This window comes from Nonomuraea sp. NPDC049421, assembly GCF_040677005.1.
GTDB lineage: Bacteria > Actinomycetota > Actinomycetes > Streptosporangiales > Streptosporangiaceae > Nonomuraea > Nonomuraea salmonea.
This window is the reverse complement of the sequence record NZ_JBFAQA010000001.1, coordinates 509,985-534,221: the sequence shown is the minus strand read 5'-3', so window position 1 is coordinate 534,221 and position 24,237 is coordinate 509,985. Positions and strand designations below refer to the sequence as shown.

At 72.2% G+C, this 24,237-nt stretch carries 20 protein-coding genes; all 20 read right to left on the bottom strand.

Annotated elements, in window-relative coordinates:
* Positions 1 to 93 precede the first annotated feature (93 nt).
* The gene (locus AB0K18_RS02465) at positions 94 to 1,587 is read right to left on the bottom strand and encodes a transcription antitermination factor NusB (RefSeq protein ID WP_364908690.1); all 1,494 of its coding nucleotides are present in this window, start codon (positions 1,585 to 1,587) and stop codon (positions 94 to 96) included.
* A 248-nt stretch (positions 1,588 to 1,835) separates the two neighbouring features.
* On the bottom strand, positions 1,836 to 2,762 hold the full coding sequence (gene fmt / locus AB0K18_RS02460; protein ID WP_364908688.1) for a methionyl-tRNA formyltransferase: 927 nt from the start codon (positions 2,760 to 2,762) through the stop codon (positions 1,836 to 1,838).
* A 4-nt stretch (positions 2,763 to 2,766) separates the two neighbouring features.
* Positions 2,767 to 3,315, bottom strand: a complete 549-nt coding sequence (gene def / locus AB0K18_RS02455) for a peptide deformylase (RefSeq protein WP_364908685.1) — start codon at positions 3,313 to 3,315, stop codon at positions 2,767 to 2,769.
* A gap of 55 nt (positions 3,316 to 3,370) precedes the next feature.
* Positions 3,371 to 4,714: a hypothetical protein gene (locus AB0K18_RS02450; RefSeq protein ID WP_364908683.1), complete on the bottom strand. Its 1,344-nt coding sequence runs from the start codon at positions 4,712 to 4,714 to the stop codon at positions 3,371 to 3,373.
* A 37-nt stretch (positions 4,715 to 4,751) separates the two neighbouring features.
* A complete protein-coding gene (locus tag AB0K18_RS02445) occupies positions 4,752 to 6,221 on the bottom strand; it encodes a hypothetical protein (protein WP_364908680.1) in 1,470 nt (489 codons plus the stop codon).
* A gap of 49 nt (positions 6,222 to 6,270) precedes the next feature.
* The gene (locus tag AB0K18_RS02440) at positions 6,271 to 8,430 is read right to left on the bottom strand and encodes a primosomal protein N' (RefSeq protein ID WP_364908677.1); all 2,160 of its coding nucleotides are present in this window, start codon (positions 8,428 to 8,430) and stop codon (positions 6,271 to 6,273) included.
* A 240-nt stretch (positions 8,431 to 8,670) separates the two neighbouring features.
* Positions 8,671 to 9,858 carry a methionine adenosyltransferase gene (metK, locus tag AB0K18_RS02435; RefSeq protein ID WP_345401234.1) on the bottom strand — a complete coding sequence of 396 codons (1,188 nt, stop codon included), beginning with the start codon at positions 9,856 to 9,858 and terminating at the stop codon, positions 8,671 to 8,673.
* A 128-nt stretch (positions 9,859 to 9,986) separates the two neighbouring features.
* Complete coding sequence (locus tag AB0K18_RS02430) at positions 9,987 to 10,349, bottom strand: hypothetical protein (RefSeq protein ID WP_364564142.1); 363 nt, start codon at positions 10,347 to 10,349, stop codon at positions 9,987 to 9,989.
* A gap of 499 nt (positions 10,350 to 10,848) precedes the next feature.
* Positions 10,849 to 12,546, bottom strand: a complete 1,698-nt coding sequence (gene coaBC / locus AB0K18_RS02425; protein WP_364908673.1) for a bifunctional phosphopantothenoylcysteine decarboxylase/phosphopantothenate--cysteine ligase CoaBC — start codon at positions 12,544 to 12,546, stop codon at positions 10,849 to 10,851.
* A gap of 8 nt (positions 12,547 to 12,554) precedes the next feature.
* Positions 12,555 to 12,824, bottom strand: a complete 270-nt coding sequence (gene rpoZ / locus AB0K18_RS02420; protein WP_043638590.1) for a DNA-directed RNA polymerase subunit omega — start codon at positions 12,822 to 12,824, stop codon at positions 12,555 to 12,557.
* A gap of 5 nt (positions 12,825 to 12,829) precedes the next feature.
* Complete coding sequence (gene gmk / locus AB0K18_RS02415; RefSeq protein ID WP_364909172.1) at positions 12,830 to 13,423, bottom strand: guanylate kinase; 594 nt, start codon at positions 13,421 to 13,423, stop codon at positions 12,830 to 12,832.
* Between the two features lie 115 nt (positions 13,424 to 13,538).
* On the bottom strand, positions 13,539 to 13,862 hold the full coding sequence (mihF, locus tag AB0K18_RS02410) for an integration host factor, actinobacterial type (RefSeq protein ID WP_020541698.1): 324 nt from the start codon (positions 13,860 to 13,862) through the stop codon (positions 13,539 to 13,541).
* A 438-nt stretch (positions 13,863 to 14,300) separates the two neighbouring features.
* Entirely contained in the window at positions 14,301 to 14,993 is a 693-nt protein-coding gene (gene pyrF, locus AB0K18_RS02405; RefSeq protein ID WP_364909170.1) for an orotidine-5'-phosphate decarboxylase, read from the bottom strand.
* 34 nt (positions 14,994 to 15,027) lie between these two features.
* Positions 15,028 to 16,005, bottom strand: coding sequence for a dihydroorotate dehydrogenase (locus AB0K18_RS02400; protein WP_355420560.1), 978 nt, complete (start codon positions 16,003 to 16,005; stop codon positions 15,028 to 15,030).
* Positions 15,995 to 16,846 carry a dihydroorotate dehydrogenase electron transfer subunit gene (locus AB0K18_RS02395; RefSeq protein WP_364365924.1) on the bottom strand — a complete coding sequence of 284 codons (852 nt, stop codon included), beginning with the start codon at positions 16,844 to 16,846 and terminating at the stop codon, positions 15,995 to 15,997. Before AB0K18_RS02395 ends, AB0K18_RS02400 begins: the two co-directional genes overlap by 11 nt.
* Positions 16,847 to 16,885: 39 nt before the next feature.
* Positions 16,886 to 20,185, bottom strand: a complete 3,300-nt coding sequence (gene carB, locus AB0K18_RS02390) for a carbamoyl-phosphate synthase large subunit (RefSeq protein ID WP_364908669.1) — start codon at positions 20,183 to 20,185, stop codon at positions 16,886 to 16,888.
* Entirely contained in the window at positions 20,172 to 21,278 is a 1,107-nt protein-coding gene (carA, locus tag AB0K18_RS02385) for a glutamine-hydrolyzing carbamoyl-phosphate synthase small subunit (protein ID WP_364908666.1), read from the bottom strand. The genes carB and carA overlap by 14 nt, the downstream gene beginning before the upstream one ends.
* The gene (locus AB0K18_RS02380; protein ID WP_364908664.1) at positions 21,275 to 22,561 is read right to left on the bottom strand and encodes a dihydroorotase; all 1,287 of its coding nucleotides are present in this window, start codon (positions 22,559 to 22,561) and stop codon (positions 21,275 to 21,277) included. Before AB0K18_RS02380 ends, carA begins: the two co-directional genes overlap by 4 nt.
* On the bottom strand, positions 22,558 to 23,475 hold the full coding sequence (locus AB0K18_RS02375; RefSeq protein ID WP_364365914.1) for an aspartate carbamoyltransferase catalytic subunit: 918 nt from the start codon (positions 23,473 to 23,475) through the stop codon (positions 22,558 to 22,560). The genes AB0K18_RS02380 and AB0K18_RS02375 overlap by 4 nt, the downstream gene beginning before the upstream one ends.
* Entirely contained in the window at positions 23,472 to 24,050 is a 579-nt protein-coding gene (gene pyrR, locus AB0K18_RS02370) for a bifunctional pyr operon transcriptional regulator/uracil phosphoribosyltransferase PyrR (RefSeq protein ID WP_364908660.1), read from the bottom strand. Before pyrR ends, AB0K18_RS02375 begins: the two co-directional genes overlap by 4 nt.
* Positions 24,051 to 24,237 lie beyond the last annotated feature (187 nt).

The window sequence follows — 24,237 nt, the reverse complement described above, 5'->3', positions numbered from 1 at the left end:
GCGGGCGTTCAAAACGAGCGGACTCCCAGACCCAGGCGAGCGCGCTCGCCCGAGCGGGCGTTCTCGCCCTTGCGTTCTCGCCCGGGCGGGCGTTCAGGAAGGCTGGGGCTTTTTGCGCAGTAGAGCCAGGAACATGGCGTCGGTGCCGTGTCTGTGGGGCCAGAACTGGGCGTGCGGGCCGTCGCCGAGGTCCTCGACCTCGGGCAGGTAGTCGCGGGCGTCGAGTTGCTCGACGTCGTCGCGGCGCGCCAGCAGGTCGCCGACCACGACGCGGGTCTCGGCGAGGTGCGGCGAGCACGTCACGTACGCCACCACACCACCGGGACGCACGGCGTCGAGCGCGGTGCCGAGCAGGCGCCGCTGGAGCTTGCCCAGCTCGGCGATGCCGGCGGGGTCGCGCCGCCACCGCGCCTCAGGGCGCCGCCGCAACGCCCCGAGCCCGGTGCACGGCGCGTCGAGCATCACCCGGTCGAACACGCCGGGCCGCCACGCGGGTTCGGTGCCGTCGGCGGTGATCACCGAGGCGTCCTTGGTGGTCTCCCAGACCAGCCGCGCCCGGTGCTGCTGTACGTCGGCGGCCAGCACCCGAGCCCCACCGGGAAAGGCCACCCCTTCCCGTGGCGGGGCGAGCGACTCTCCGGACGAGGACGCGCCCGGTGCGCGCGCTTCCTCGGCGAGGCCGGCCAGGTCACCGTGGGTGGCGATGGCGTCGAGGAGGCCCGCCTTGCCGCCGGGGCCGGCGCACATGTCGAGCCACAGCTCGTCCCCGTCGCCCTCGACGGGCACCCGGGTCAGGGCCAGGGCGACGAGCTGGCTGGCTTCGTCCTGGACGGCGGCGCGCGTCTCGGCGACCGCGTCGATGCCGCCGGGGTCGCCTTCGCGCAGGTAGGCCGCGTACGGCGAGTAGCGGCCCGGCAGGGCGCCGACGTCTTCGAGCTCCTCGGCCGACGAGCGTCCAGGCCGGGCGACCAGGGTCACCAGGGGCCGGGCGTTGTCGGCGTCGAGCAGGTCGGGCATCTCGTCGGGCGCGCCGAGGGCGTCGCGGAAGGCGGAGACGATCCACCGGGGGTGGCCGTAGGCGATGGCGAGATGGCCCACCGGGTCGTCGGCCGGGTCGGGCGCGACGATGGGCAGCCATTCGTCGAGCGTCCTGGACCCGATCTTGCGCAGCACCGCGTTGACGAACTTGGCCGCACCGGCGCCTATACGCAGGCGTACGAGGTCGACGGTGGTGCCGACGGCGGCGTGCGGCGGCACGCGCATGCGCAGGAGCTGGTGGGCGCCGATGCGCAGGGCGTCGCGTACGTCGGGGTCGGGCGCCCGGTCGCTGCAGACCTCGATGATCGCGTCGTAGGTGCCGAGCCCGCGCAGCGTGCCGTAGGCCAGCTCGGTGGCGAGTGCGGCGTCGCGCCCCTTGATGCCCCGGTCGCGCAGCAGGCGTGGCAGCAGCAGGTTGGCGTACGCGTCGCGCTCGTCCACCGCGCGTACGACGTCGTAGGCGGCGTTACGGGCGGGATCACGCGTCGGCCGGCGCGGCCCGCGCGCCCGGTCACCGCCGCCGGACCCCTGATGCCCCCTGGTCTTCATGCCCACGAACCCTCACTCACGCCCGGCACCGCACCCCGTAGAAACCCTGTCGAGAACCCCGTCGGAGACGACACGTCCGACCACCGCCCGCGCACCGGAACGACCGCCGCCCACACGGCCGGCCGAAGGGCCGCGGGAATTGCCGGCCCAAGCCGAATAACCGCGAGACCCGCCGACCCAAGCCGAAGGACCGCAAGACCCGCCGACCCAGACCGAAGGACCGCGGGAACCGTCGGCCCCGGCTGCTGTCACTGAAAGGTCTCCTTGCCCTCGAGGCGCACCCCGCGGGCCCACTCCCCCGCCCCCATCAGCCGCTTGCCCTGCGGCTGCACCTCGCTCAGCTCGACCGCGCCGGTGGCGGTGCCGACGAGCACGCGCGCCTTGGTGGCGGCCAGCTCACCGGGGGCGAGCTTCTCGCCGGGCGCCGGGCGCACGGGGCCGAGCTTGATCCGCTGGCCGCGGAACTCGGTCCACGCGCCCGGGTTGGGCGTGCAGGCGCGGATCAGCCGGTCGACGTGCATGGCGGGCTTGGCCCAGTCGACGCGGGCGTCGGAGACGGTGATCTTGGGGGCGATGGTGACGCCGTCGGCGGGCTGGGGGCGCGGCTCGAGCGTGCCGTCCTCGATGCCGTCGAGGGTGGCGGCGAGCAGCCCAGCCCCGGAGACCGACAGCCGCTCCAGCAGCGCGCCGCTGGTGTCGGAGGTGCGGATCTCCTCGGTGACGACGCCGTAGACGGGCCCGGCGTCGAGCTCCTTGACGATCTGGAACGTGCTTGCCCCGCCGATCTCGTCGCCGTGCAGGATCGCGTGCTGCACGGGCGCCGCGCCGCGCCAGGCGGGCAGGATCGAGAAGTGCAGGTTGACCCAGCCGTGCTTGGGCACGTCGAGGGCGCTCTGCGGCAGCAGCGCGCCGTAGGCGACGACGGGACAGCAGTCGGGCTCGTACGAGCGCAGCTGGTCGAGGAAGGCGGGATCGCCGGCCTTCTGCGGGCGCAGCACCTCGATGCCGGCCTCCTCGGCGAGCTCGGCGACCGGGGAGGGGTGGACCTTGCGTCCCCGGCCCGACTGCGCGTCGGGACGGGTGACGACCGCGACGACGTCGTGCCGTGGCGAGTCGATCAGGGTGCGCAGGGACGGCAGTGCCGTCTCGGGTGTGCCCGCGAAGACCAGGCGCATGCTGTCAGAGTGCCTTTCCGCCGGTGGCGTGGGGCGAGAACTTGACCACCGGCGCGGCCAGCCCGCTCCACTCGGCCTCGCGCACGGCCTTCATCGCGAGCTTGCGCTGCTTGGGGTCCATGCGGTCGATGAACAGGATGCCGTCGAGGTGGTCGGTCTCGTGCTGGAAGCAGCGCGCCATCATGTCGGTGCCTTCGAGCGTGACGGGCTCGCCGTGCATGTTGACCCCCTTGGCCACGGCGCGCACCGCGCGCGGGGTGGGGAACGACAGGCCGGGGAAGGACAGGCAGCCCTCCTCGCCCTCCTCGTCGAGGTCGGACGACAGGTCGAGGTCGGGGTTGATGAGGTGGCCGAGCTGCTCGTCCACGTAGTAGGTGAACACCCGCAGGCCCACGCCGATCTGAGGGGCGGCGAGCCCGGCGCCCGGGGCGTCCATCATCGTGTCGGTCAGGTCTTTGACCAGCTTGCGCAGCTCCTTGTCGAAGTCGACGACCGGGGCCGCCGGGGTGCGCAGCACCGGATCTCCGAACAGCCGGATGGGCTGGATCGCCAAGGGGGTCACTCCGTTCTCATGCGTGGATCAGCCCAGTTTAGTGCAGGTGCGGGCGTCACCGGGGGCCGTGCGTCCTGGCGTGCTCCAGCGTCCTGGCCTTCAGCGCGGCCTTGCGCGCCGCCTTGACCACGGCGGGGTCGTCGTGGGCGGCGGCGAGCATGTCGAGCACGGCGACGGTGTCGGGGTGGCCGACGGCGGGCATCTCGCCGATCAGCTTGATGAGGTCTTCGCCTGGCTCGGGCGGGTCGAGGCGGCCGGCGGCGGGGCCGGACAGGTGCATGAGGGCCGCCAGGGAGTCGACGGCGATCCAGGTGTGGTCCTCGGGGCTGAGCGCGGGCGCGGGCAGGTCGCGGATGTGCAGCCAGGAGGCGGCGTAGCGGCGCGTGAGCGGGTGGTCGAGCGCCTGCCTGACGGGGGCCTCGGCCTCGGGCCCCAGCTCCTCCATGATGGCCCCGACGGCGCCGCGCTGCCCTGCGGTGCCGGACGCGGCGATCTCGATGAGGTCGCGGGCGGCGGACTCGGGCGAGCGGCGCTCCAGCCACCCGGCCACCGCGCTCTGGGTGGCGCTGCCCTTGACCAGCGCCTCCACGAGCTCGGCGGCCGACAGGTCGGCGAACACCTCGACCTCGGCGGTGGTCGGCGCGTCGTGGCCCTCGCGCAGCAGGTCACGGCGGATGGCCCACACCCCGAGCGGGGTCAGCGCGGTGCGCCCCGCAAGCGTCTGCTCGACCAGCCCGCAGTACGCCAGCAGCGAAAGCGCCTCCAGCAGCTCGGCCGGCAGCGCGGCGGCGATCTTGCGCATCTCGGCGGGGCCGGGCGCGCAGGCGACCTCGTGCGACTGCAGGATGCCGCGGGCCAGGTTGGCGGTGGCGACGCCCGAGCGTACGGAGTAGATGGTGGCGAGCATCTCGGCCAGGTGGCCGTCGACCACGGCAGAACCGGTCAGGCCGTCGTCGGCGCGGTCGAGGACGTCCATGACGACGCCGTCCCAGAACTCCAGCGTGGCCTCGACCGTCAGCTGCATCGACAGCGGGCCGCGGGTGGCCTGGCCGCCGAGGATCTGCAGCAGGCCGGTGTTGACGGCGACGACCCAGATGAGGCGCAGGCGCGTGAGGGAGACACCGAGGTGGGCGGCGGCCGCGGCGGCGTCGGCCGCGCTCAGGTGGCCGTCGGCGCCGACCTTGCGGGTGCCCGTCCAGGTGGTCAGCCGGATGGCGTCGGCCACCAGCGGCACCGTGGGCACCGCCGCGGCCAGCTCGGCGTCCGGCGCCGGCAGGACCGGCGGGAACGTCAGGGCCTCGCGATCCTCCGGGGTCTCCTCAAGGGGCCGTGGAGGCACGGCGGCCTGCTCATCGATCAGCTTGCGCAGCTCGGCGAGGTCGAAGACGTTGTTTGCCACCCACGAAACTTACTGCACACCGGTCACATGAGCGTACTCAACGGATGGCTCGGGACCGGGCCTTGAACGCCGCCTTGCGCGCGGCCTTGGCGACCGTGCCGTCGGGGATGGAGCGTCCGAGCAGCTCCAGCACTTCGACCACGTCGGGGTGGTCGACCCGCCACATCTCCTCGATCAGATGGGCGGGCGGGCCCGAGGCGGCCATGTTCTCGGCGAAGATCTCCGGATCGGCCTCGGCGGCGGGCATGGCGAGGGCCAGCATGTCGATGCTGACCCACAGCAGCTCGTCCTGGGTGAGGGGCGGCGCGGACAGCTTACGGGCCGCCAGCCAATGGATGGCGTGCGGGCGCAGCTCCTGGTCCTCCAGGTAGCCGCGGACGGCGGGCTCGGCCTCGGGGCCGAGCCGGTCGACGATGGTGATGGCGATGCCGCGCGCCACGGCGGGCGCTCCGGAAGCGGCGGCCAGCAGCTCGCCGGCGGCCTCGACCGGCACCCGCCCCGCCAGCCAGCGGTCGATGTCGGCCTCGGCCAGCTCGGTGGGCACGCCTTCGAGCAGCCCTTCGATGAGCCCGAGCGCGTCGGCCTCGGCCAGGTCGGGAGCCTCGGGCGCCTCGACGCCGACCGACAGGTAGTGCTCGCGCAGCGCCCAGACGGCCACCGGGGTCAGCTCGGCGGTGTCGCCGGTGACGCGCAGCAGGCCCGTCCACTCCAGCCGGCCGAGCACGGCGGGCAGGTCGATCGCGCGGTCGCCGGCGATCTCGTCGAGGTAGTCGCCGATCACCGTGACGGGCACCCGGGTCTGCAGCCGGTAGAGCATGTCGAACAGATCGTAGAGGCCCTCGTCGAGCTCGGGAGAGCCGGTGACGGCGCCGCCGGTGTCGTGGTCGAGCAGGTCGGCGACGCGCCGGGCCCACACGGCCAGCGGGTCGCCGTCGCCGGTCAGCGGCTGCTCGGCCAGCATGGGGACGGCGGGCAGCGCGGCCCGCAGCTCCTCGGGCTCGGCGAGGCGGACGGCGGGCAGCGGCGTGCAGGCCGGGCAGTCGCAGGGCGCCTCGCCGAGGTCGGGCAGCTCGCCGGACGGGATGGCGATCGACTGTTCGAGCGACTCTGGGCCGATGGAGCTGAACAGGCTCTTGGCCATGCCGAAGTTCGCCGGGTCGGCGAGCGCCTCCGGCATGCGGGGCTCGATGTCGTCGAGCCTGGAACGCATGGCCGCCGCCGTCTCGGCGCTCACCTGGCCGGCCTCGCTGAGGTAGTCGACGAGCGTGCGGGCGGCGGCGACGGTCTCGGGCGCGCTCTCGGGCGGAGCGATGACCTTGCGGGGATAGATGGACAGCAGCAGCTCGTCGAAGGTCTCGGGAGTGAAGTCGCGAAGTTCGTTGACGTTGAGGTAGTCGCTGGCGTAGTCGCAGAGCAGGCGGACCTCGTCCGCGTCCACTTCGACGTCCCGCGTGCGCCCCCAAGCACGCAGGTCGTCGATGACCTGGTTCACCCATTCGATCGACACAGGGGCACGCTAACGGCTGGCCAACGGATGAGCGAATCGGGGAAACGGGCTAAATCAGGTCGAGGGGGTCGACACTCACCCTCACGACATCCGGCGTCTTGCGCGCCGCGCGTACGCCGCTGGCGCCCTTGAGCGCCGCCGACAGCGCCGCGCCGCCCGCCCTGGGCACCCTGATCATGGCGCGTTCCTGTCCGTCGTCATCGACCGGTACGGGGCCGAGCACCTGGGCGTCGGACGGCAGGCGGGCCTCGTCGATCATCTGCCTGACCGCGCTGGCCGGGCCGGTGAGCGTGGCCATCCGTACCGCCGGCGGGAACCCCAGCTCGGCCCGGTCGGCCAGTTCGCGCTCGGCGTGGGTGACCGGGTCCCAGCGCAGCAGCGCCTGTACGGCCGGCAGCGCCGCGTCGCCCAGCACCACCAGCTCGGCCCCGGGACGCAGCAGCGCGGCGGCGTTCATCCAGCGGCGTACGGTCTCCTCCCCCGCCCGCAGGTCGGCCCGCCCGAGCAGGGCCCAGCCGTCCAGCAGCACCGCGGCCGTGTAGCCGCCCTCCGCCACCGGTTCCGCCCCGGGGGTGGCGACGACCAGGGCGCGGGCGGCGGGCACCGTGGCCAGCACGCCGTCCCTGCCCGACGTGCGCACCTGCACGGAGGGGAACGCCCTGCCCAGCTCCTCCGCGGTCCGCCTGGCGCCGGTGACCACCGCGCGCAGCCTGGGGCTGCCGCAGGACGGGCAGCGCCAGTCGGCGTCGACCCGGCCGCACCAGCGGCAGTAGGGCGCCGCGTGCCCGCCGCGCAGCGCGAGCGGCCCGTGGCACCGCGGCCCCGCGACCGCCTCACCCGCCTGCCGAGCGGTCTCCTGCATGGTGGTGCCGAGCGGCGGCGCGGCCTGCTGCGCCGGGAACGTGCCCTGCCCGTGCGGCGGGACGTCCTGGGTGCTCCTGGTAGGCGGCAGGACGCAGCGGGCCGGGGCACGGCAGTGGCGGCAGGCCAGCGCGGGCAGGTAGCCGCGCCTCGGCACCTGAACCAGCACGGGGCCGCTGTCCAGGCCGTGGCGCAGGGCCCGCCAGGCGATGCTGGGCAGCCGGGCCTGCCGGGCGGCCTGGTCTTTGGCCAGCTCGGCGTCCTCGCCCGCCGGGCGTACGCGCGGGGCGAGGCTCCTGATCGTCGTACGGGCCGCCACGATCGGCCTGGCCCAGCCGCTCGCGACGAGCTGGGTGGCCTCGGCGGTACGCGCGTAGCCGCCGATCAGCATGCCCGCGCTCGCCCGGTGGGCGCGCAGCCCGAGCACCTCGCGGGCGTGCGGGTAGGGGGCAAGCCGCTCGGCGTGCAGGTCGTCGCCGTCGTCCCAGACGGCCACCAGGCCCAGCTCGGCGACCGGCGCGAACATGGCGGCCCTGGTGCCCACCACCGCGCGTACCTCGCCTCTGAGCAGCCGCAGCCACCGCCGGTAACGCTCGGCGGGGCCGAGGTCCGCGGTGAGCGCCACGTGGGCGCCGGGGCCGAGCAGGCGCAGGAACGCGGCGTCGGCCAGCGCGACGTCCTTGCCGTCGGGGACCACGACGACCGCTCCCCTGCCGCCGTCGAGGGTGGCCCGCACGGCTTCGGCGATCGGGTCCGCCCAGCCGGTGGCGCCGGGCAGCGCCGACCACACGGCCCGCGGTGCGCGGCCGTCACGCAGGGCGGCGAGGAAGGAGGGACCTGCCGGGTACGCGTCCCAGGCGCTCGGGGCGGGCGCCTGCGGGCGCTCCTGCGGCGGGACGGTCTTGGGCTCCTCGCCTTCCGCCCTGGCGTGCCGGGGCGGGACGGCCAGGCGCAGCACGTCGGTCAGGGTGCCCGCGTAACGGTCGGCCACGGCCCTGGCCAGGCCGGCGATCTCGGGGGTGAGGACGCGCTCGGGTGACACGACGCGTTCGAGGGGGGTGAGCCGGCCCTCGTGGTCGCTTTTGGGGACACGGTCGAGGAGGAAACCGTCGATGAGCTTGCCCGCGAAGCGCACCCGCACGCGCACGCCGGGCTCGGCCGTCTCGTGCAGCTTGGCCGGGACAAGGTAGTCGAAGGGCCGGTCGAGGTGCGGCAGCGGGCTGTCGACGACCACCCTGGCCACGGGGTTGTCGGGGGCGGGGAGCACCGCTCCCCTGGTGTCCTTCTCGGACGCCGGGGGCCGCACGGCTTCGAGCGGCAGGAGGGCGTCGTCGGAGGAGTCGGTCACGAACAACGTCTACCAGACCCCCGGCCATGACCACCCCACCGGAACGCCGGCCCGTCCGGCACACCCGAGACGCACGCGGGGACTTCGCCATGACGACGTGTGCCGGGCGTGCGCGGGCCGCCTCGCTGTCCGGCGGCACGAAAAACACCGAGCGGTGCCGCCCGCGTCCCTGAGAGAGGCGGGCGGCACCGATCGGCTCGCAGCGAACGGCCGGCGGCGTGACGGCCGGCCGGTGAGGGGTCAGAGACCGGCGGCGGTCCTCAGGGCCTCGGCGCGGTCGGTGGACTCCCAGGAGAAGCCCTCGCGGCCGAAGTGCCCGTAGGCGGCGGTCTCGGAGTAGATCGGGCGCAGCAGGTCGAGGTCGCGGATGATCGCGGCAGGACGCAGGTCGAAGACCTGCAGCACGGCCTCCTGGATCTTCTCCACCGCCAGCTTCTCGGTGCCGAAGCACTCGACGAACAGACCGACCGGCTGAGCCTTGCCGATCGCGTACGCCACCTGCACCTCGCACCGGTCGGCCAGGCCGGCGGCCACGACGTTCTTGGCCACCCACCGCATGGCGTAGGCGGCGGAACGGTCGACCTTGGACGGGTCCTTGCCGGAGAACGCACCGCCACCGTGACGGGCCATGCCGCCGTAGGTGTCGATGATGATCTTCCGGCCGGTGAGCCCGGCGTCGCCCATCGGGCCGCCGATCTCGAAGCGGCCGGTCGGGTTGACCAGCAGGCGGTAGCCCTCGGTGTCGAGCTCGAGGTCGGCGAGCACGGGGTCGACCACGTGCTCCTTGATGTCGGGGGTCAGCATCTCCTTGAGGTCGATCTCGGCCGCGTGCTGCGTGGAGACGACCACGGTGTCGAGGCGGACCGGCGTGTCGCCGTCGTACTCGATCGTGACCTGCGTCTTGCCGTCGGGGCGCAGGTAGGGCACCGTGCCCGACTTGCGCACCTCGGACAGGCGCTGGGCCAGCCGGTGGGCCAGCGTGATCGGCAGCGGCATCAGCTCGGGCGTCTCGCGGCAGGCGAAACCGAACATGAGGCCCTGGTCACCGGCGCCCTGGCGGTCCAGCTCGTCGCCGTCACCGACCACCCGGTGCTCGTAGGCGTCGTCGACACCCTGGGCGATGTCGGGCGACTGCGCGCCGATGGACACCGACACGCCGCACGAGGCGCCGTCGAAGCCCTTGTGGGAGGCGTCGTAGCCGATCTCCAGGATCTTCTCCCGGATGACGCCGGGGATGTCGACGTAGGTCTCAGTCGTGACCTCGCCTGCGACGTGGACCTGGCCGGTAGTGATCATCGTCTCGACCGCGACCCGGCTCTTGGGGTCGTCTTTGAGCATGGCGTCGAGAATCGCGTCACTGATCTGGTCGGCGATCTTGTCCGGGTGGCCCTCGGTGACCGACTCGGAGGTGAACAGGCGACGTGACAACTCAGTGGCTCCTCATGCAGCGGCTGCTGACGGATTTGAGGCCCGGGACCAATGGGCATGGCCGGGCCTCGCCGAAGTCTAGCCCTACCTGGTGCCCTGCGGCGAAACCGTCCACGATCTGTCTCCCATCACAGTTCGGGTAAAGGGTCGGGCGGCAGCGTCTCCGGCGCGAAGATCTCCGCGTCCGCAGCCGAGATCACCGCCGCGTACTCCTCATCAAACTCGAACACCATCGAGCCAAGCTCGAGAGCGTTGCCCGGCAGGATGGGGCCGAGCCTCGTGTGCCGCGGAAACTCCGCGAACACCGACACGGGACGGTCGGTCCTCAGCGTCCTCGTCGCCAGCACGGAGATGGCCGCACGCGTGACCACGATCAGAAAGTTCCCCGTCCCCGCCGGCCCCGAGGAGAAGGCGGGAAAGAGGTAATGAATCTCCCCTTGGTCACCCAGCAGCGTCCTACAACGATCTCTAACAGCGGAACCCACCGGCATTCCATCCCCCTTCGCCCCAAGTATCCGCAGGCGTGCGGGGGTGTTGCAACAGGTGATCGAGTAGTGGGATCTGCACACTTTGTACGCCCTACAACCCCGACATCCCATTCCCCGTCTCCATAGCCTCGCCGGTCCCCCCAGACCCAGGAGGCCGAGGGCGCGCCAGAGTGGTCGGGGAAAGGCGGAAGGCGACCACCCACCGCCACAGAAGCGAGGGCGGGCGGCGGGCAGTCAAGTCAGCGAGGGCGGGCGGCGGGCAGTCAAGTCAGCGAGGGCGGGCGGCGGGCAGTCAAGTCAGCGAGGGCGGGCGGCGGGCAGTCAAGTCAGCGAGAGCAGGCCAGGCCCACACCCGGCCCAGCGGCCGCGGGCGGTGCAGCAGAGGCAAGAGGGCGATCACCGGCCCCGGAAGGGCGAGGGCCGGTGGGTTCAGGAGGGGCCGGGGCGACCGCCGACCCGTAAAGGGCAGGAGAGGCCGGAGGCGACCGCCAGCCCGCAGGCGTCAGGAGAGGCGGGTGGCGACCAGGTCCCAGACGGTGTCGGCGAGGTCTTCCTTGGGGCCGAACGGCACTTCGACCGGCTCTCCGCCGGCCACCAGCACCGTGGCCGCGTTGTCGGCCGTGCCGAAGGCCAGCCCCTCGCCGACCTGGTTGACGACCAGCAGATCGCAGCCCTTGCGGGCCAGTTTGGCCTGCCCGTTGGCGAGCACGTCGTGCGTCTCGGCGGCGAATCCGACGATCACCTGCGGCCCGGCACCATGACCTGCCGCTTTTTCCTGGCCCGCGCCGATCCCGGGCGTGTCGCCCCTGACCAGCTCAGCCAGCTCAGAGGGCGCGCCATCCGAGGGCCGCACCGCTTCACGCGCCGCACCCCCACCGGCCGCCCCGCCATCAGCTCCATCGGTCCCCGAGGAAGCCCCGCCACGTGAGCCGACCACGGCCTCCGCCCCCGGAGCCGCCACCTCAGCCGAAGCGGACGAAGAAGGCGACCCGCCAGAAGCAGGTGACCCTGCGGAAGCGGTCGAGCCGCTGTCAGCCGACACCCCGGCCGCATGAGGCGACTCGCCCCCGGCCGACGTCCCGGCCACGGCAGACGTCCTGGCCGCGGCAGAAGAGCCACCCCCAGCCGTCGCCTCAACAGGCGACCCGCCTTCAGAGGGCGCCCAGGACGCGGCAGAAGAACCGCCCTCAGCAGGCGTCCCGGACGCGACAGACGAGCCGCCCTCAGCGGGCGTCCCGGATGCGGTGGGCGGGCCTGACCTGGTATGGCGGCGGCGGTCGCCCAGCTCCGCGAGGATGTCGGGGTTCTTGACGAGGTGGATGGCCTCGGGTTCGCCGTCCGTTTTCTTGATCTTGGTGTCGTGGCGCGCGGCGGGCCGGAAGTCGGCGACCGCGGCGGCCATCACGACCACGTCGGCGTCGGCGGACGCGGAAAGCACCGCGTCGCGCAGCTCGGCCGCCGACTCCACGCGTACGACGACGGCCCCCGCGGGGTCGGGCAGCGAGACGTTGGCCGCCACGAGCGTCACCTCGGCCCCCCGAGCGACGGCGGTGCGGGCCAGCGCGTAGCCCTGCAGCCCCGACGAGCGGTTGCCGATGTAGCGGACCGGGTCGATGGCCTCGCGGGTGCCGCCGGCGGAGACGACGACCTTGCGCCCTGCGAGGTCGAGCGGCCGCCCCTTGGCGACCCGCAGGCAGACCTGGAAGATCTCGCCGGGGTCGGGCAACCGCCCGGGACCGGTGTCGGCACCGGTGAGCCGCCCGGAGGCAGGGTCGATCACGACGGCGCCCCGCGAGCGCAACGTGGCGACGTTGGCGCGGGTGGCGGGGTGCTGCCACATCTCGGTGTGCATCGCGGGCGCGAACACGACCGGGCAGGTGGCCGTCAGCAGCGTGTTGGTGAGGAGGTCGCCGGCCAGCCCGTGGGCGGCCTTGGCGAGCACGTCGGCGGTGGCGGGCGCGACCACGACGAGGTCGGCGCCCTTGCCGATGCGTACGTGGGGCACCTCGTGGACGTCGTCCCACACCTCGGCCGAGACCGGGTTGCCCGACAGGGCGGCCCAGGTGGGCGCGCCCACGAACTTCAGCGCCTCGCGGGTCGGCACGACCCGCACCTCGTGCCCCGACTCGGTGAACAGGCGCAGCAGCTCACACGCCTTGTAAGCGGCGATGCCGCCGCTGACGCCCAGGACGACCTTCATCGAAGGGGTCAGACCGCGCCTTCGATGGGCTCGGCGTTGAGCAGGCCCTCGGAGACCTCACGCAGCGCGATGGACAGCGGCTTTTCCTGGGCGTGCGTCTCGACCAGGGGGCCCACGTATTCCAGCAGGCCCTCGCCGAGCTGGGAGTAGTAGGCGTTGATCTGGCGAGCGCGCTTGGCGCCCATGATCACCAGGGAGTATTTGCTGTCGACGATGTCGAGCAGCGCGTCGATCGGCGGGTTGGTGATGCCCTCCGCGGCCGGGGTGGTGCCTGCCACGATTGTCAGACCTCTCGGTTGGTGGTTGTCGTGACCCCCTGAGGGTCAGTCATCAAGGCTATCAGCCGATGGCACACGTCTTGGACGTTCGTGTTGACGAGCGTGAGGTCGAACTCGTCCTCGGCGGCCATCTCGATGCGCCCGGCCTCCAGCCGCCGGGCGATGACCTCTTCAGGCTCGGTGCCGCGCCCGCGCAGCCGCTTCTCCAGCTCCTCCCACGAGGGCGGGGCCAGGAAGACCAGCAGCGCCTCCGGCATGCTCCTGCGCACCTGCCTGGCGCCTTCGAGGTCGATCTCGAGCAGGGTGGGCACGCCCTCGGCGAGCTTCTTCAGCACCGGCTCGCGTGGGGTGCCGTAGCGGTTGCCGGCGAACTCCGCCCACTCCAGCAGCTCGCCCGCCTCGACCAGCCGGTCGAACTCGGCGCCGTCGACGAAGAAGTAGTGGACCCCGTGCACCTCGCCGGGCCGGGGCCTCCTGGTGGTCACCGAGACCGACAGCCACACCTTGGGGTGTGCCCGCCGGAGCTCGGCGACTACCGTGGACTTGCCGACGCCCGACGGCCCTGAAAGGACCGTCAGCCGCCGCTCGCTCAAGGGCAGGAAACCGACCTCCGCTCCTGGCCCGACCGCCTCGTGGGCACTGACATCGCCGGACCAGGACCTCTCGGTCACTTCCTACCCCCCGTTGAACCCGCGTTTCCGTGTGGAACAGAGATTAGCTCTCGTTGCCACCGAACTCGCGCTCGAGGGAGGCCCTCTGGTTCGCGCCGAGACCCCGCACGCGGCGGGACTCGGCGATGGCAAGCCGCTCCATGAGCTGCTTGGCGCGGACCTTGCCCACGCCGGGGAGCGATTCCAACAAAGCCGAGACCTTCATCTTGCCGATGACGTCGTCGGTCTGCCCATCCTTGAGCACCTCAGCCAGAGAAACCGCGCCATGCTTGAGCCGGTTCTTGACCTCGGCACGCTCTTTACGGGCCTTGGCAGCCTTCTCCAGGGCTGCGGCGCGCTGCTCAGGGGTCAGGGGAGGAAGAGCCACGCCGGGTCACCTCGAATTTCTGTCGATGTACTCGGACGGGAAGGGAAACTAGCTGGTCATCGCCCCCTAAGCAACGTCAAGAGCGGTTTCTCTCGCGACAAAATCCACTTCATCACTGTCCGTGATCGTAAAATCACCTTGCGCTGATCAAATCGCCCTCACATCCGCCTACACGCGTCGGCTCGCGCCGGTGTCGCGAAACGCAACGGTGATCAAGTCCGAGCCACCCTCCGATGTCCGAAACCCCTGCCACACCTGGGCCGAAACCATTCCGGCGATCTTGCGCGCGGCTCGCACGGATGCCTTATGATCTTGTCAGCGGGGCACTCCCGCGCCCTCGGCGCCCTGTGCTCACAGGCCGTCACCATGCCCCCTGTGCGGCGACGCCGCGTCAGCGAGCGGCGCCCGGCCTGACGACGCGCGTCAGGACGCGCGGCGTCAGGACGCGCGGCGCAGCGAGGCGGCGATCGCGGCGGCCGCCGCTCCCGGGTCGGGCGAGCCCGTGATGGGCCGGCCGATCACGAGCAGGTCCGCGCCGTCGGCGAGCGCCTGCTCCGGGGTGGCCACGCGCTTCTGGTCCTGGGTGTCGGCGCCCGTGGGCCGCACGCCGGGCGTGATGAGCGTGATGCCGTCGCCGACCTCGGCGCGTACGCTCGCGACCTCGTTGGGCGAGCACACCAGCGCGGTGGCGCCCGCCTCGACCGACAGCGCTGCCAACCGGCGTACGGCGTCGTCGGCCGGACCGGCGATCCCGATGCGCTCGAGATCGGCCTCGGTCAGCGAGGTGAGCACGGTGACGGCGGCGATCTGGGTGTGCGGCGCGCACTCGACGGCCGCCCTGATCATCGCGGGCCCGCCGGCGGCGTGCACGGTGAGGATCGAGGGCCGCAGCCGCCCCACGGCCTTGGCGGCACCGGCGACGGTGTTGGGGATGTCGTGCAGCTTGAGGTCGAGGAAGACGCGTACGCCGCTGGCGCCGCGCACGGAGGCGATGACGTCGGGCCCGTAGCGCAGGTAGAGCTCGAGGCCCACCTTGACGGTGCTGACGTGGGGGGTGACCAGGGCGGCCCACCGCGCGGCGGTCTCCAGGTCGGGTGCGTCGAGAGCGACGGCGATGGGTGCGGGGGTCAAGGGCGTCAAGACGTGCTCTCCAGGCGCTCGGGAGTCAAGGCGTGCTCTCCTCGGTGTCTACCAACAGGTGCCGGGGTGCGCTCCCCGGCGGGCGGTGGGCCAGGCCGACGGCGTCGGCCAGCCGCTGGAAGCCGCGAGCCCTCAGGAGGTCCTCAAGCTCGCGTTCGATGCGCAGGCAGGCGTAGGGGTCGTGGAAGAGCGCCGTGCCCACTCCGACGACGCAGGCGCCCGCCAGGACCAGCTGGAAGGCGTCCCTGCCGGTCATCACGCCGCCGATGCCGATCAGCGGCACGCCGGGCAGCGCCGCGTGGACCTGCCAGACGCACCGTACGGCCAGCGGCAGGATGGCCGGGCCGGACAGCCCGCCGGTGACGGCGGCGAGCGAGGGACGCAGGGCCTCGGTGTCGATGGCCATGCCCAGCGGGTTGTTGATCATGGACAGCGCGTCGGCCCCTGCGTCCACGCAGGCGCGGGCGACGGAGACGATGTCGGCCACGTCGGGGGCGAGCTTGGCGACGACGGGCACGTCGTAGCGCATGATCGAGCGTACGGAGGCGATGACCTCGGCGGCGGCGCTGCCCTCGCGGGCGAAGACGCGCCCGCGGTCCTCCATGTTGGGGCAGGAGAGGTTGACCTCCAGCGCGGTCACCCCGGGCGCGTCGGCGAGCCTGCGGGCCAGCTCGGAGTATTCGGCGACGGTGCCGCCGCCGATGGAGACGATGGTCTTGATGCCGCGCTGGGCCAGCCAGGGCAGCTCGCGTTCGAGGAACGCGTCGATGCCGGGGCCCTGCAGCCCGACGGCGTTGAGCATGCCGGAGGGCGTCTCGGCCATGCGCGGCGTGGGACGGCCCGCGCGGGGCGCCATGGTGATGGAGCGGGTGGTCAGGGCGCCGAGCCGGTGCAGGTCGAAGAACTGCGCCAGCTCGCGTCCGGAGGAGGCGCAGCCGGCGGCCGTGGTGATGGGGTTCGCCAGCTCGACGTGCGCCAGAAAAGTCCGCATATCAACTGACATGTCGTGCACCGCCCCCGGGGGCGCCCAGCGCGTCGAACGGGATCGTTCCCACGTCCTCGAAGCGCACCCGCTCCCCCCGGAACACCGGCCCCTCGGCGCACGCCCTGACCATCCTGGTCGAGCCGTCGTCGCCGATGACGGGCAGCACGCACGTCATGCACACCCCGATGCCGCAGGCCATCGCCTCCTCGACGGCCACCTGCACCGGGATGTCGAACTCCATCGCCACCGCCGTCACCGCCCGCAGCGTCTCCATGGGCGCGCAGGCGTAGACGACGTCGGCCCGCGTGTCGGCGATCACCGACGGCAGCGCGTCGGTCACCTTGCCGCGCAGCCCGAGCGAGCCGTCCTCGGTGGTCAGCGTGGTCGTCTCGGCCATCCTGCGGGCCCGCATCGCCCCGAACACCCGCTCGGCCCCCGCTCCCCCCAGCACGAAGTCGACCCGGCAGCCGCGCGCCAGCAGCGCGTCGGCCAGCGGGAACAGCACGGCCGAGCCGTATTCGGCGCCGACCAGCACGCAGTGGACCGGGTCGCGGGGCAGCGGGAACGGCCGCCCGAGCGGCCCGACCAGGTCGAGCGTGTCACGGGCGCGCCGCTCCGCGAGCCAGGCCGTGCCGGGACCGCGCGTGGTGAAGACCAGCTCGACCGTGCCGCCGTAGTCGGACTTCACGTCGTGGATGGACAGCGCGCGGCGCGTCACCATCGAGGTGTACGCCCCGCCGACCGCCACGGAGACGAAGTGGCCGGGGCGGTAACGCTCGGCGATGCCGGGCGCCACCACCGTCAGCGCATGGTAGGCGTCGACCCGGCGCGTCGTCAGCACCGTGCCCGTCACCTGCACCGGTGTACCGGCCAGCCGTCTTCACCTCCCGTGGCGGGGTCAGCCCCTGATTGCCTGCGCGTGCTCCTGCAGGGACCGTACGCCCACATCGCCGCGTACGATCGCCTGGATGCCCGCCGCCGCGGCGGCCAGCCCCGACACCGTGGTGATGCACGGGATGCCGCGCAGCACGGCGGCCGTGCGGATCTCATAGCCGTCGAGCCGCGGCCCCGACTGCCCCGGGCTGCCGAAGGGCGTGTTGACGATCAGATCGACCTCGCCGTCGAGAATGGCCTGCACACTCGTGGGCTCACCTCCGGGACCCGCTCCCTCGCTGTGCTTTCGCACGATCTTGGCATGGACGCCGTTGCGGCGCAGCACCTCGGCGGTCCCCTCGGTGGCGAGGATCTCGAATCCGAGATCCGCCAGCGCCTTCACAGGGAAGATCATCGCACGCTTGTCCCTGTTGGCCACGGATACGAACGCGCGTCCCTTGGTCGGAAGCTGCCCGTAGGCCCCGGCCTGCGACTTGGCGAAGGCGATGCCGAAGAACTCGTCGATGCCCATGACCTCGCCGGTCGAGCGCATCTCGGGACCGAGGACGATGTCCACGCCCCTGAACCGGTTGAACGGCAGCACCGCCTCCTTGACCGCGATCGAGGAGTCGAGCGGCAGCGTGCCGCCGTCGCCCGTGGCGGGCAGCATGCCCTCGGCGCGCAGCTCGGCGATCGACGCGCCGAGCATCACCCGGGCCGCCGCCTTGGCCAGCGGCGTGGCGGTGGCCTTGGACACGAACGGCACCGTACGGCTGGCGCGCGGGTTGGCCTCCAGGACGTACAGGACGCCGGCCGACATGGCGTACTGGACGTTGAGCAGCCCGCGCACGCCGACCCCCTGGGCGATGGCCCTGGTGGCCTCCCTGATGGCGATGATGTCGGCGCTGCCCAGCGTGATGGGCGGCAGCGCGCACGCCGAGTCGCCGGAGTGGATGCCGGCCTCCTCGATGTGCTCCATGACGCCGCCGAGGAACAGCTCCTCGCCGTCGTAGAGCGCGTCCACGTCGATCTCGATGGCCTCGTCCAGGAACTTGTCGATGAGCACCGGGTGACCGGCCCCCTCGGGCTGCTCCTGGGCCGCCATGTAGCCGGTGAGCGTCTCCTCGTCGTACACGATGGCCATGCCGGCCCCGCCGAGCACGTAGGAGGGCCGCACGAGCACGGGGTAGCCGATCTCGCCGGCGATCTCGCGCGCCTCGGCGACGGTCAGCGCGGTGCCGTGCTTCGGCGCGGGCAGCCCGGCCTCGGCCAGCACCCGCCCGAACGCGCCGCGCTCCTCCGCCAGGTGGATCGACTCGGGTGAGGTGCCGACGACCGGCACGCCGGCGTCCTTGAGCGCCTGGGCCAGGCCGAGCGGCGTCTGCCCGCCGAGCTGCACGATGACACCCGCGACCGGGCCGGTCTGCTGCTCGGCGTGGACGACCTCCAGGACGTCCTCCAGGGTGAGCGGCTCGAAGTAGAGCCGGTCGGAGGTGTCGTAGTCGGTCGAGACGGTCTCGGGGTTGCAGTTGACCATGACGGTCTCGAACCCGGCCTTGGACAGCTCGAACGAGGCGTGCACGCACGCGTAGTCGAACTCGATGCCCTGGCCGATGCGGTTCGGCCCGGAGCCGAGGATGATCACCTTGCGGCGCTCGCCGTAGGGGACCTCGTTCTCCTCGTCGTAGGTCGAGTAGAGGTAGGGCGTCTTGGCGGCGAACTCGGCGGCGCAGGTGTCGACGGTGTTGTAGACCGGCCGCAGCCCGAGCGCGTGGCGCAGGTCGCGGACCCTGGCCTCGTCGATGCCGCGGATCTCGCCGATCTGCAGGTCGCTGAACCCGTGGCGCTTGGCCCGCTCGAGCACCTCGGCGGTCAGCTCGGGCGCCTGGGCGACGGCCTCCGACTCCTCGTGCAGCAGGAAGAGCTGGTCGATGAACCAGGGGTCGACGCTGGTGGCCTCGTACAGCTCATCGGGCGTGGCGCCGGCCCTGATGGCCTGCTGCATCGTGCGCAGGCGGCCGTCGTGGGGCGTGCGGCAGGCGGCCAGCAGCTCGTCCTTGGCCGCCACGTCGCCGGCCCAGGTGAAGGAGGAGTCCTTCTTCTCCAGCGAGCGCAGCGCCTTCTGCAGCGCCTCGGGGAAGGAGCGGCCGATGGCCATGGCCTCGCCGACCGACTTCATGTGCGTGGTGAGCGTCGGGTCGGCGCCGCGGAACTTCTCGAACGCGAAGCGCGGCACCTTCACCACGATGTAGTCGAGCGTCGGCTCGAAGGAGGCCGGGGTCTCCTTGGTGATGTCGTTGGGGATCTCGTCGAGCGTGTAGCCGATGGCCAGCTTGGCGGCGATCTTGGCGATCGGGAAGCCGGTGGCCTTGGAGGCCAGCGCCGACGAGCGCGACACCCGCGGGTTCATCTCGATGACGATCATGCGGCCTGTGCGCGGATCGACCGCGAACTGGATGTTGCAGCCGCCGGTGTCGACGCCGACCTCGCGGATGACCGCGATGGCGACGTCGCGCATGTTCTGGTATTCGCGGTCGGTCAGGGTCAGCGCGGGCGCGACCGTGACGCTGTCGCCGGTGTGGACGCCCATCGGGTCGATGTTCTCGATGGAGCAGACGATGACGACGTTGTCGGCCTTGTCGCGCATGACCTCCAGCTCGTACTCCTTCCAGCCGAGGATCGACTCCTCCAGGAGCACCTCGGTGGTCGGGGACGCGTCGAGCCCGGCGCCGGCGATGCGCCGCAGGTCGTCCTCGTCGTAGGCGAAGCCGGAGCCGGCGCCGCCCATCGTGAACGAGGGCCGCACGACGACGGGGTAGCCCAGCTCGCCGGCCGCGGCCAGGCACTCGTCCATGGTGTGGCAGATGGCCGACCTGGCCGACTCGGCGTTGAGGCCGTACTCGCGGGCGACCTTGGCGACGATCTCCTTGAACCGCTCGCGGTTCTCGCCGGCCTGGATGGCGTCGAAGTCGGCGCCGATCAGCTCGACCTCGTACTTCTCCAGCACGCCCGACTCGTGCAGCGCCACGGCCGTGTTGAGCGCGGTCTGGCCGCCCAGCGTGGGCAGCAGCGCGTCGGGCCGCTCCTTGGCGATGATCTTCTCGACGAACTCGGGGGTGATCGGCTCGACGTACGTGGCGTCGGCGAACTCCGGGTCCGTCATGATCGTCGCCGGGTTGCTGTTGACCAGGATGACGCGGAACCCCTCGGCCCGCAGTACCCGGCACGCCTGGGTGCCTGAGTAGTCGAACTCGCACGCCTGGCCGATCACGATCGGCCCAGAGCCGATCACCAGGACCGACCTGATGTCCTCACGCTTGGGCACGGCTCATGACCTCGCAGAATTCGTCGAAAAGATAGGCAGCGTCGTGCGGGCCCGCGGCGGCCTCGGGGTGGTATTGGACGCTGAAGGCGCGCCCGTCGATGAGGCGCAGCCCCTCCACGCAGCGGTCGTTGAGGTTGACGTGGGTGACCTCGGCCGGCCCGAACGGGGTCTCGAACGGCCCGTCGAGCGGCGCCTCGACCGCGAACCCGTGGTTGTGGGCGGAGATCTCCACCTTGCCGGTGCGCACGTCCTGGACCGGCTGGTTGACACCGCGGTGTCCGTAACGCAGCTTGTACGTCGGGAGCCCGAGCGCCCGCCCGAACAGCTGGTTGCCGAAGCAGATGCCGAAGAACGGCACCCTGGCCTCCAGCACCTCGCGCAGCGCGGTGACGTCGGCCGTTGCGGGGTCGCCTGGGCCGTTGGAGAAGAACACGCCGTCGGGGCGCACCGCCATGATCTGCTCGAACGTGGCGTCGGCCGGCAGCACGTGCACCTCGCAGCCGCGCTCGGCCATGCGCTGCGGGGTCATGCCCTTGATGCCGAGGTCGACGGCCGCGACCGTGAAGCGCTTGGCGCCGAAGGCCGGCACGACGTACGTCTCACCGGTGGCGACCTCGCGCGCCAGGTCGGCGCCCTCCATGCCGGGCGACTGCCTGACCCGCTCGACCAGCTCCTCGACCGGCGCGCCGGGCGCGCTGAAGATGCCGGCCCGCATGGCGCCGCGCTCGCGCAGGTGGCGGGTGAGCGCGCGGGTGCCGGAGATCGCGATCCCGACCACGCCCTGTTCCTTGAGGTAGTCGTCGAGCGAGCGGGTGGCCCGCCAGCTGGAGACGACCCTGGACGGCTCGCGCACGACGTAGCCGGCCACCCAGACGCGGCCCGACTCGGGGTCCTCGTCGTTGATGCCGGTGTTGCCGATGTGGGGCGCCGTCATGGCGACGATCTGCCGATGGTAGGACGGGTCGGTCAGGGTCTCCTGGTAGCCGGTCATGCCGGTGTTGAAGACCATCTCACCGAACGTCTCGCCTTCGGCGCCGTACGGAGATCCGTGGAAGACGCGGCCGTCTTCCAGGACGAGCACCGCTGTGTTCAAACCAGCTTCCCTTCGAGTACGGTCGGCCTGCCGCGCAGGAACGTGGCCACTACCCGGCCGGGCAGCGTCATCCCCTCGTAGGGGGTGTTCCGGCTCTTGGACGCGAAGGCGGACGGGTCGACCTCGGTGCGTACGGACGGGTCGTACAGCGTGATGTTGGCCGGCTCGCCCACGGCGAGCGGCCTGCCCTGACCGGCGAGGCGGCCGATGCGGGCGGGCACGACGGACATGCGCTCGGCGACGGCCGCCCAGTCGAGCAGCCCCGTGTCCACCATGGCGGCCTGCACGACGCTGAGCGCGGTCTCCAGGCCGACCATGCCCATGGCCGCCGCGCTCCACTCGGTCTCCTTGTCCTCGACCGGGTGCGGCGCGTGGTCGGTGGCCACGATGTCGATCGTGCCGTCGGCCAGCGCGGCGCGCAGCGCCTCGACGTCGGCGCGGGTGCGCAGCGGCGGGTTGACCTTGTAGATGGGGTTGTAGGCGCCGACCGGCGACTCCTCCACGAGGTCGTCGGTGAGCAGCAGGTGGTGGGGGGTGACCTCGGCGGTGACGTTCCAGCCCTTGGACTTGGCCCAGCGCAGGATCTCGACGGAGCCGGCGGTGGAGACGTGGCAGACGTGCAGCCGGGAGCCGACGTGGGCGGCCAGCAGGCAGTCGCGGGCGATGATCGCCTCTTCCGCCACGGCGGGCCAGCCGGTCAGGCCGAGCCGGCCGGAGACGACGCCCTCGTTCATCTGGGCGCCGGCGGTCAGCCTGGGCTCCTGAGCGTGCTGGGCGACGACGCCGTCGAACGCCTTGACGTATTCGAGGGCACGGCGCATGAGCACGGCGTCGTCCACGCAGCGGCCGTCGTCGGAGAAGACGCGCACACGGGCGGCGGAGTCGGCCATCGCGCCCAGCTCGGCGAGCTGCCTGCCCTCCAGGCCGACGGTGACGGCGCCGACGGGGTGCACGTCGCAGTGGCCGAACTCGCGGCCGAGCCGCCACACCTGCTCGACCACGCCCGCGGTGTCGGCGACCGGCGAGGTGTTGGCCATGGCGTGCACGGCGGTGTAGCCGCCGCGGGCGGCCGACTGGGTGCCGGTCTGGACGGTCTCGGCGTCCTCGCGGCCCGGCTCGCGCAGGTGGGTGTGCAGGTCGACGAGCCCGGGCAGCGCGACGGCGCCGGCGCCGTCGACGGCCTCGTCACCTTGGAGCCCGGTGCCGATCTCCGCGATCACGCCGTCGGCGACGCGGAGGTCCACGGGCTCGCCGCCCAGGATCCTGACGTTTCTGATGATCATGCGGTCTCTCCCCCGAGCAGCAGGTACAGGACGGCCATGCGGATGGTCACGCCGTTGGCGACCTGTTCGACGATCGTGGAGCGCGCCGAGTCGGCCACCTCGGCGGCGATCTCCATGCCCCGGTTCATCGGGCCCGGGTGCATGACGATCGCGTCGTCCGGCATCTTGGCGAAGCGGTCGCGGTCGAGGCCGTAGCGGCGGGAGTATTCGCGCTCGCTCGGGAAGTACGCGGCGTTCATCCGCTCCTTCTGCACCCGCAGCATCATCACCACGTCGGACTTGGGCAGCACCGCGTCGAGGTCGTAGGAGACCTCGCACGGCCAGCTGCCGACCGAGACGGGCAGCAGCGTGGGCGGGGCGACGAGGGTGACCTCGGCGCCGAGGGTGTCGAGCAGCAGCACGTTGGAGCGGGCGACCCTGCTGTGCAGCACGTCGCCGACGATGGTGACCTTGCGGCCCTCGAGGTTGCCGAGGCGGCGGCGCATGGAGAAGGCGTCGAGCAGCGCCTGGGTGGGGTGCTCGTGGGTGCCGTCGCCGGCGTTGACGACGCTGCCGTGCACCCAGTTGGCCAGGCGGTGCGGCGCGCCGGAGGCGCTGTGGCGGATGACGACCGCGTCGGCGCCCATGGCCTCCAGGGTGAGCGCGGTGTCCTTGAGCGACTCGCCCTTGGACACGCTGGAGCCCTTGGCCGAGAAGTTGATCACGTCGGCCGACAGCCGCTTGGCGGCCGCCTCGAAGGAGATCCTGGTGCGGGTGGAGTCCTCGAAGAACAGGTTGACGACCGTGCGCCCGCGCAGCGTGGGCAGCTTCTTGATGGAACGTTCCGAGACGCTCGCCAGCTCCTCGGCGGTGTCGAGGATGAGCAGCGCGTCGTCCTTGGCCAGGTCGCCTGCGGAGATGAGGTGCCGCTTCACCGGGCGCCCTCCTTCATGAGCAGGACGGCGTCGCGGCCGTCGGTCTCCTGCAGGTAGACCTTCACCTTCTCGCTCTTGGCGGTGGGCAGGTTCTTGCCGACGTAGTCGGCGCGGATGGGCAGCTCGCGGTGGCCGCGGTCGACCAGCGTGGCGAGCTGCACGGCCGTGGGGCGGCCGATGTCGTTGAGCGCGTCGAGCGCGGCACGCACGGTGCGGCCGGAGTAGAGGACGTCGTCCACGAGCACGACGACCTTGCCGTCGATGCCGTCGGCGGGGACCTCGGTGTGGCCGAGCGGGCGCACGGGGCCGCGGCGCAGGTCGTCGCGGTACATCGTGATGTCGATCGAGCCGACGGGGATCTTCAGTCCCTCGAACTGCTCGATGCGCTCGCCGAGCCGGCGCGCCAGCGTGGCGCCGCGGGTGGGGATGCCGAGCAGGACGACGTCGCCGCCGCCTTTGGTGCGTTCGAGGATCTCGTGGGCGATCCGGGTCAGCGCCCGGTGGATGTCGGGGGCTTCGAGAACCGCCCGGGAGTCCTTCTGGGCAGGCTCCCTGGTATCGGGTTCTGCGGACATGGCGAAGCTCACCACCTTTCCCGCCTCACGGGACGGGTCTTAAAAGGGTGTTGGTCGGGACACACAGTACCAGGGGCTACCAGCCACAACACGAGGCCCCTCCCTGCGGCGCGATCTCCCTGATCAGGTAATTTCCCGGCCCGCGCCCGTGTCGGAGCGGCCCGCGCGGGGCACGTGACCCGGGCGC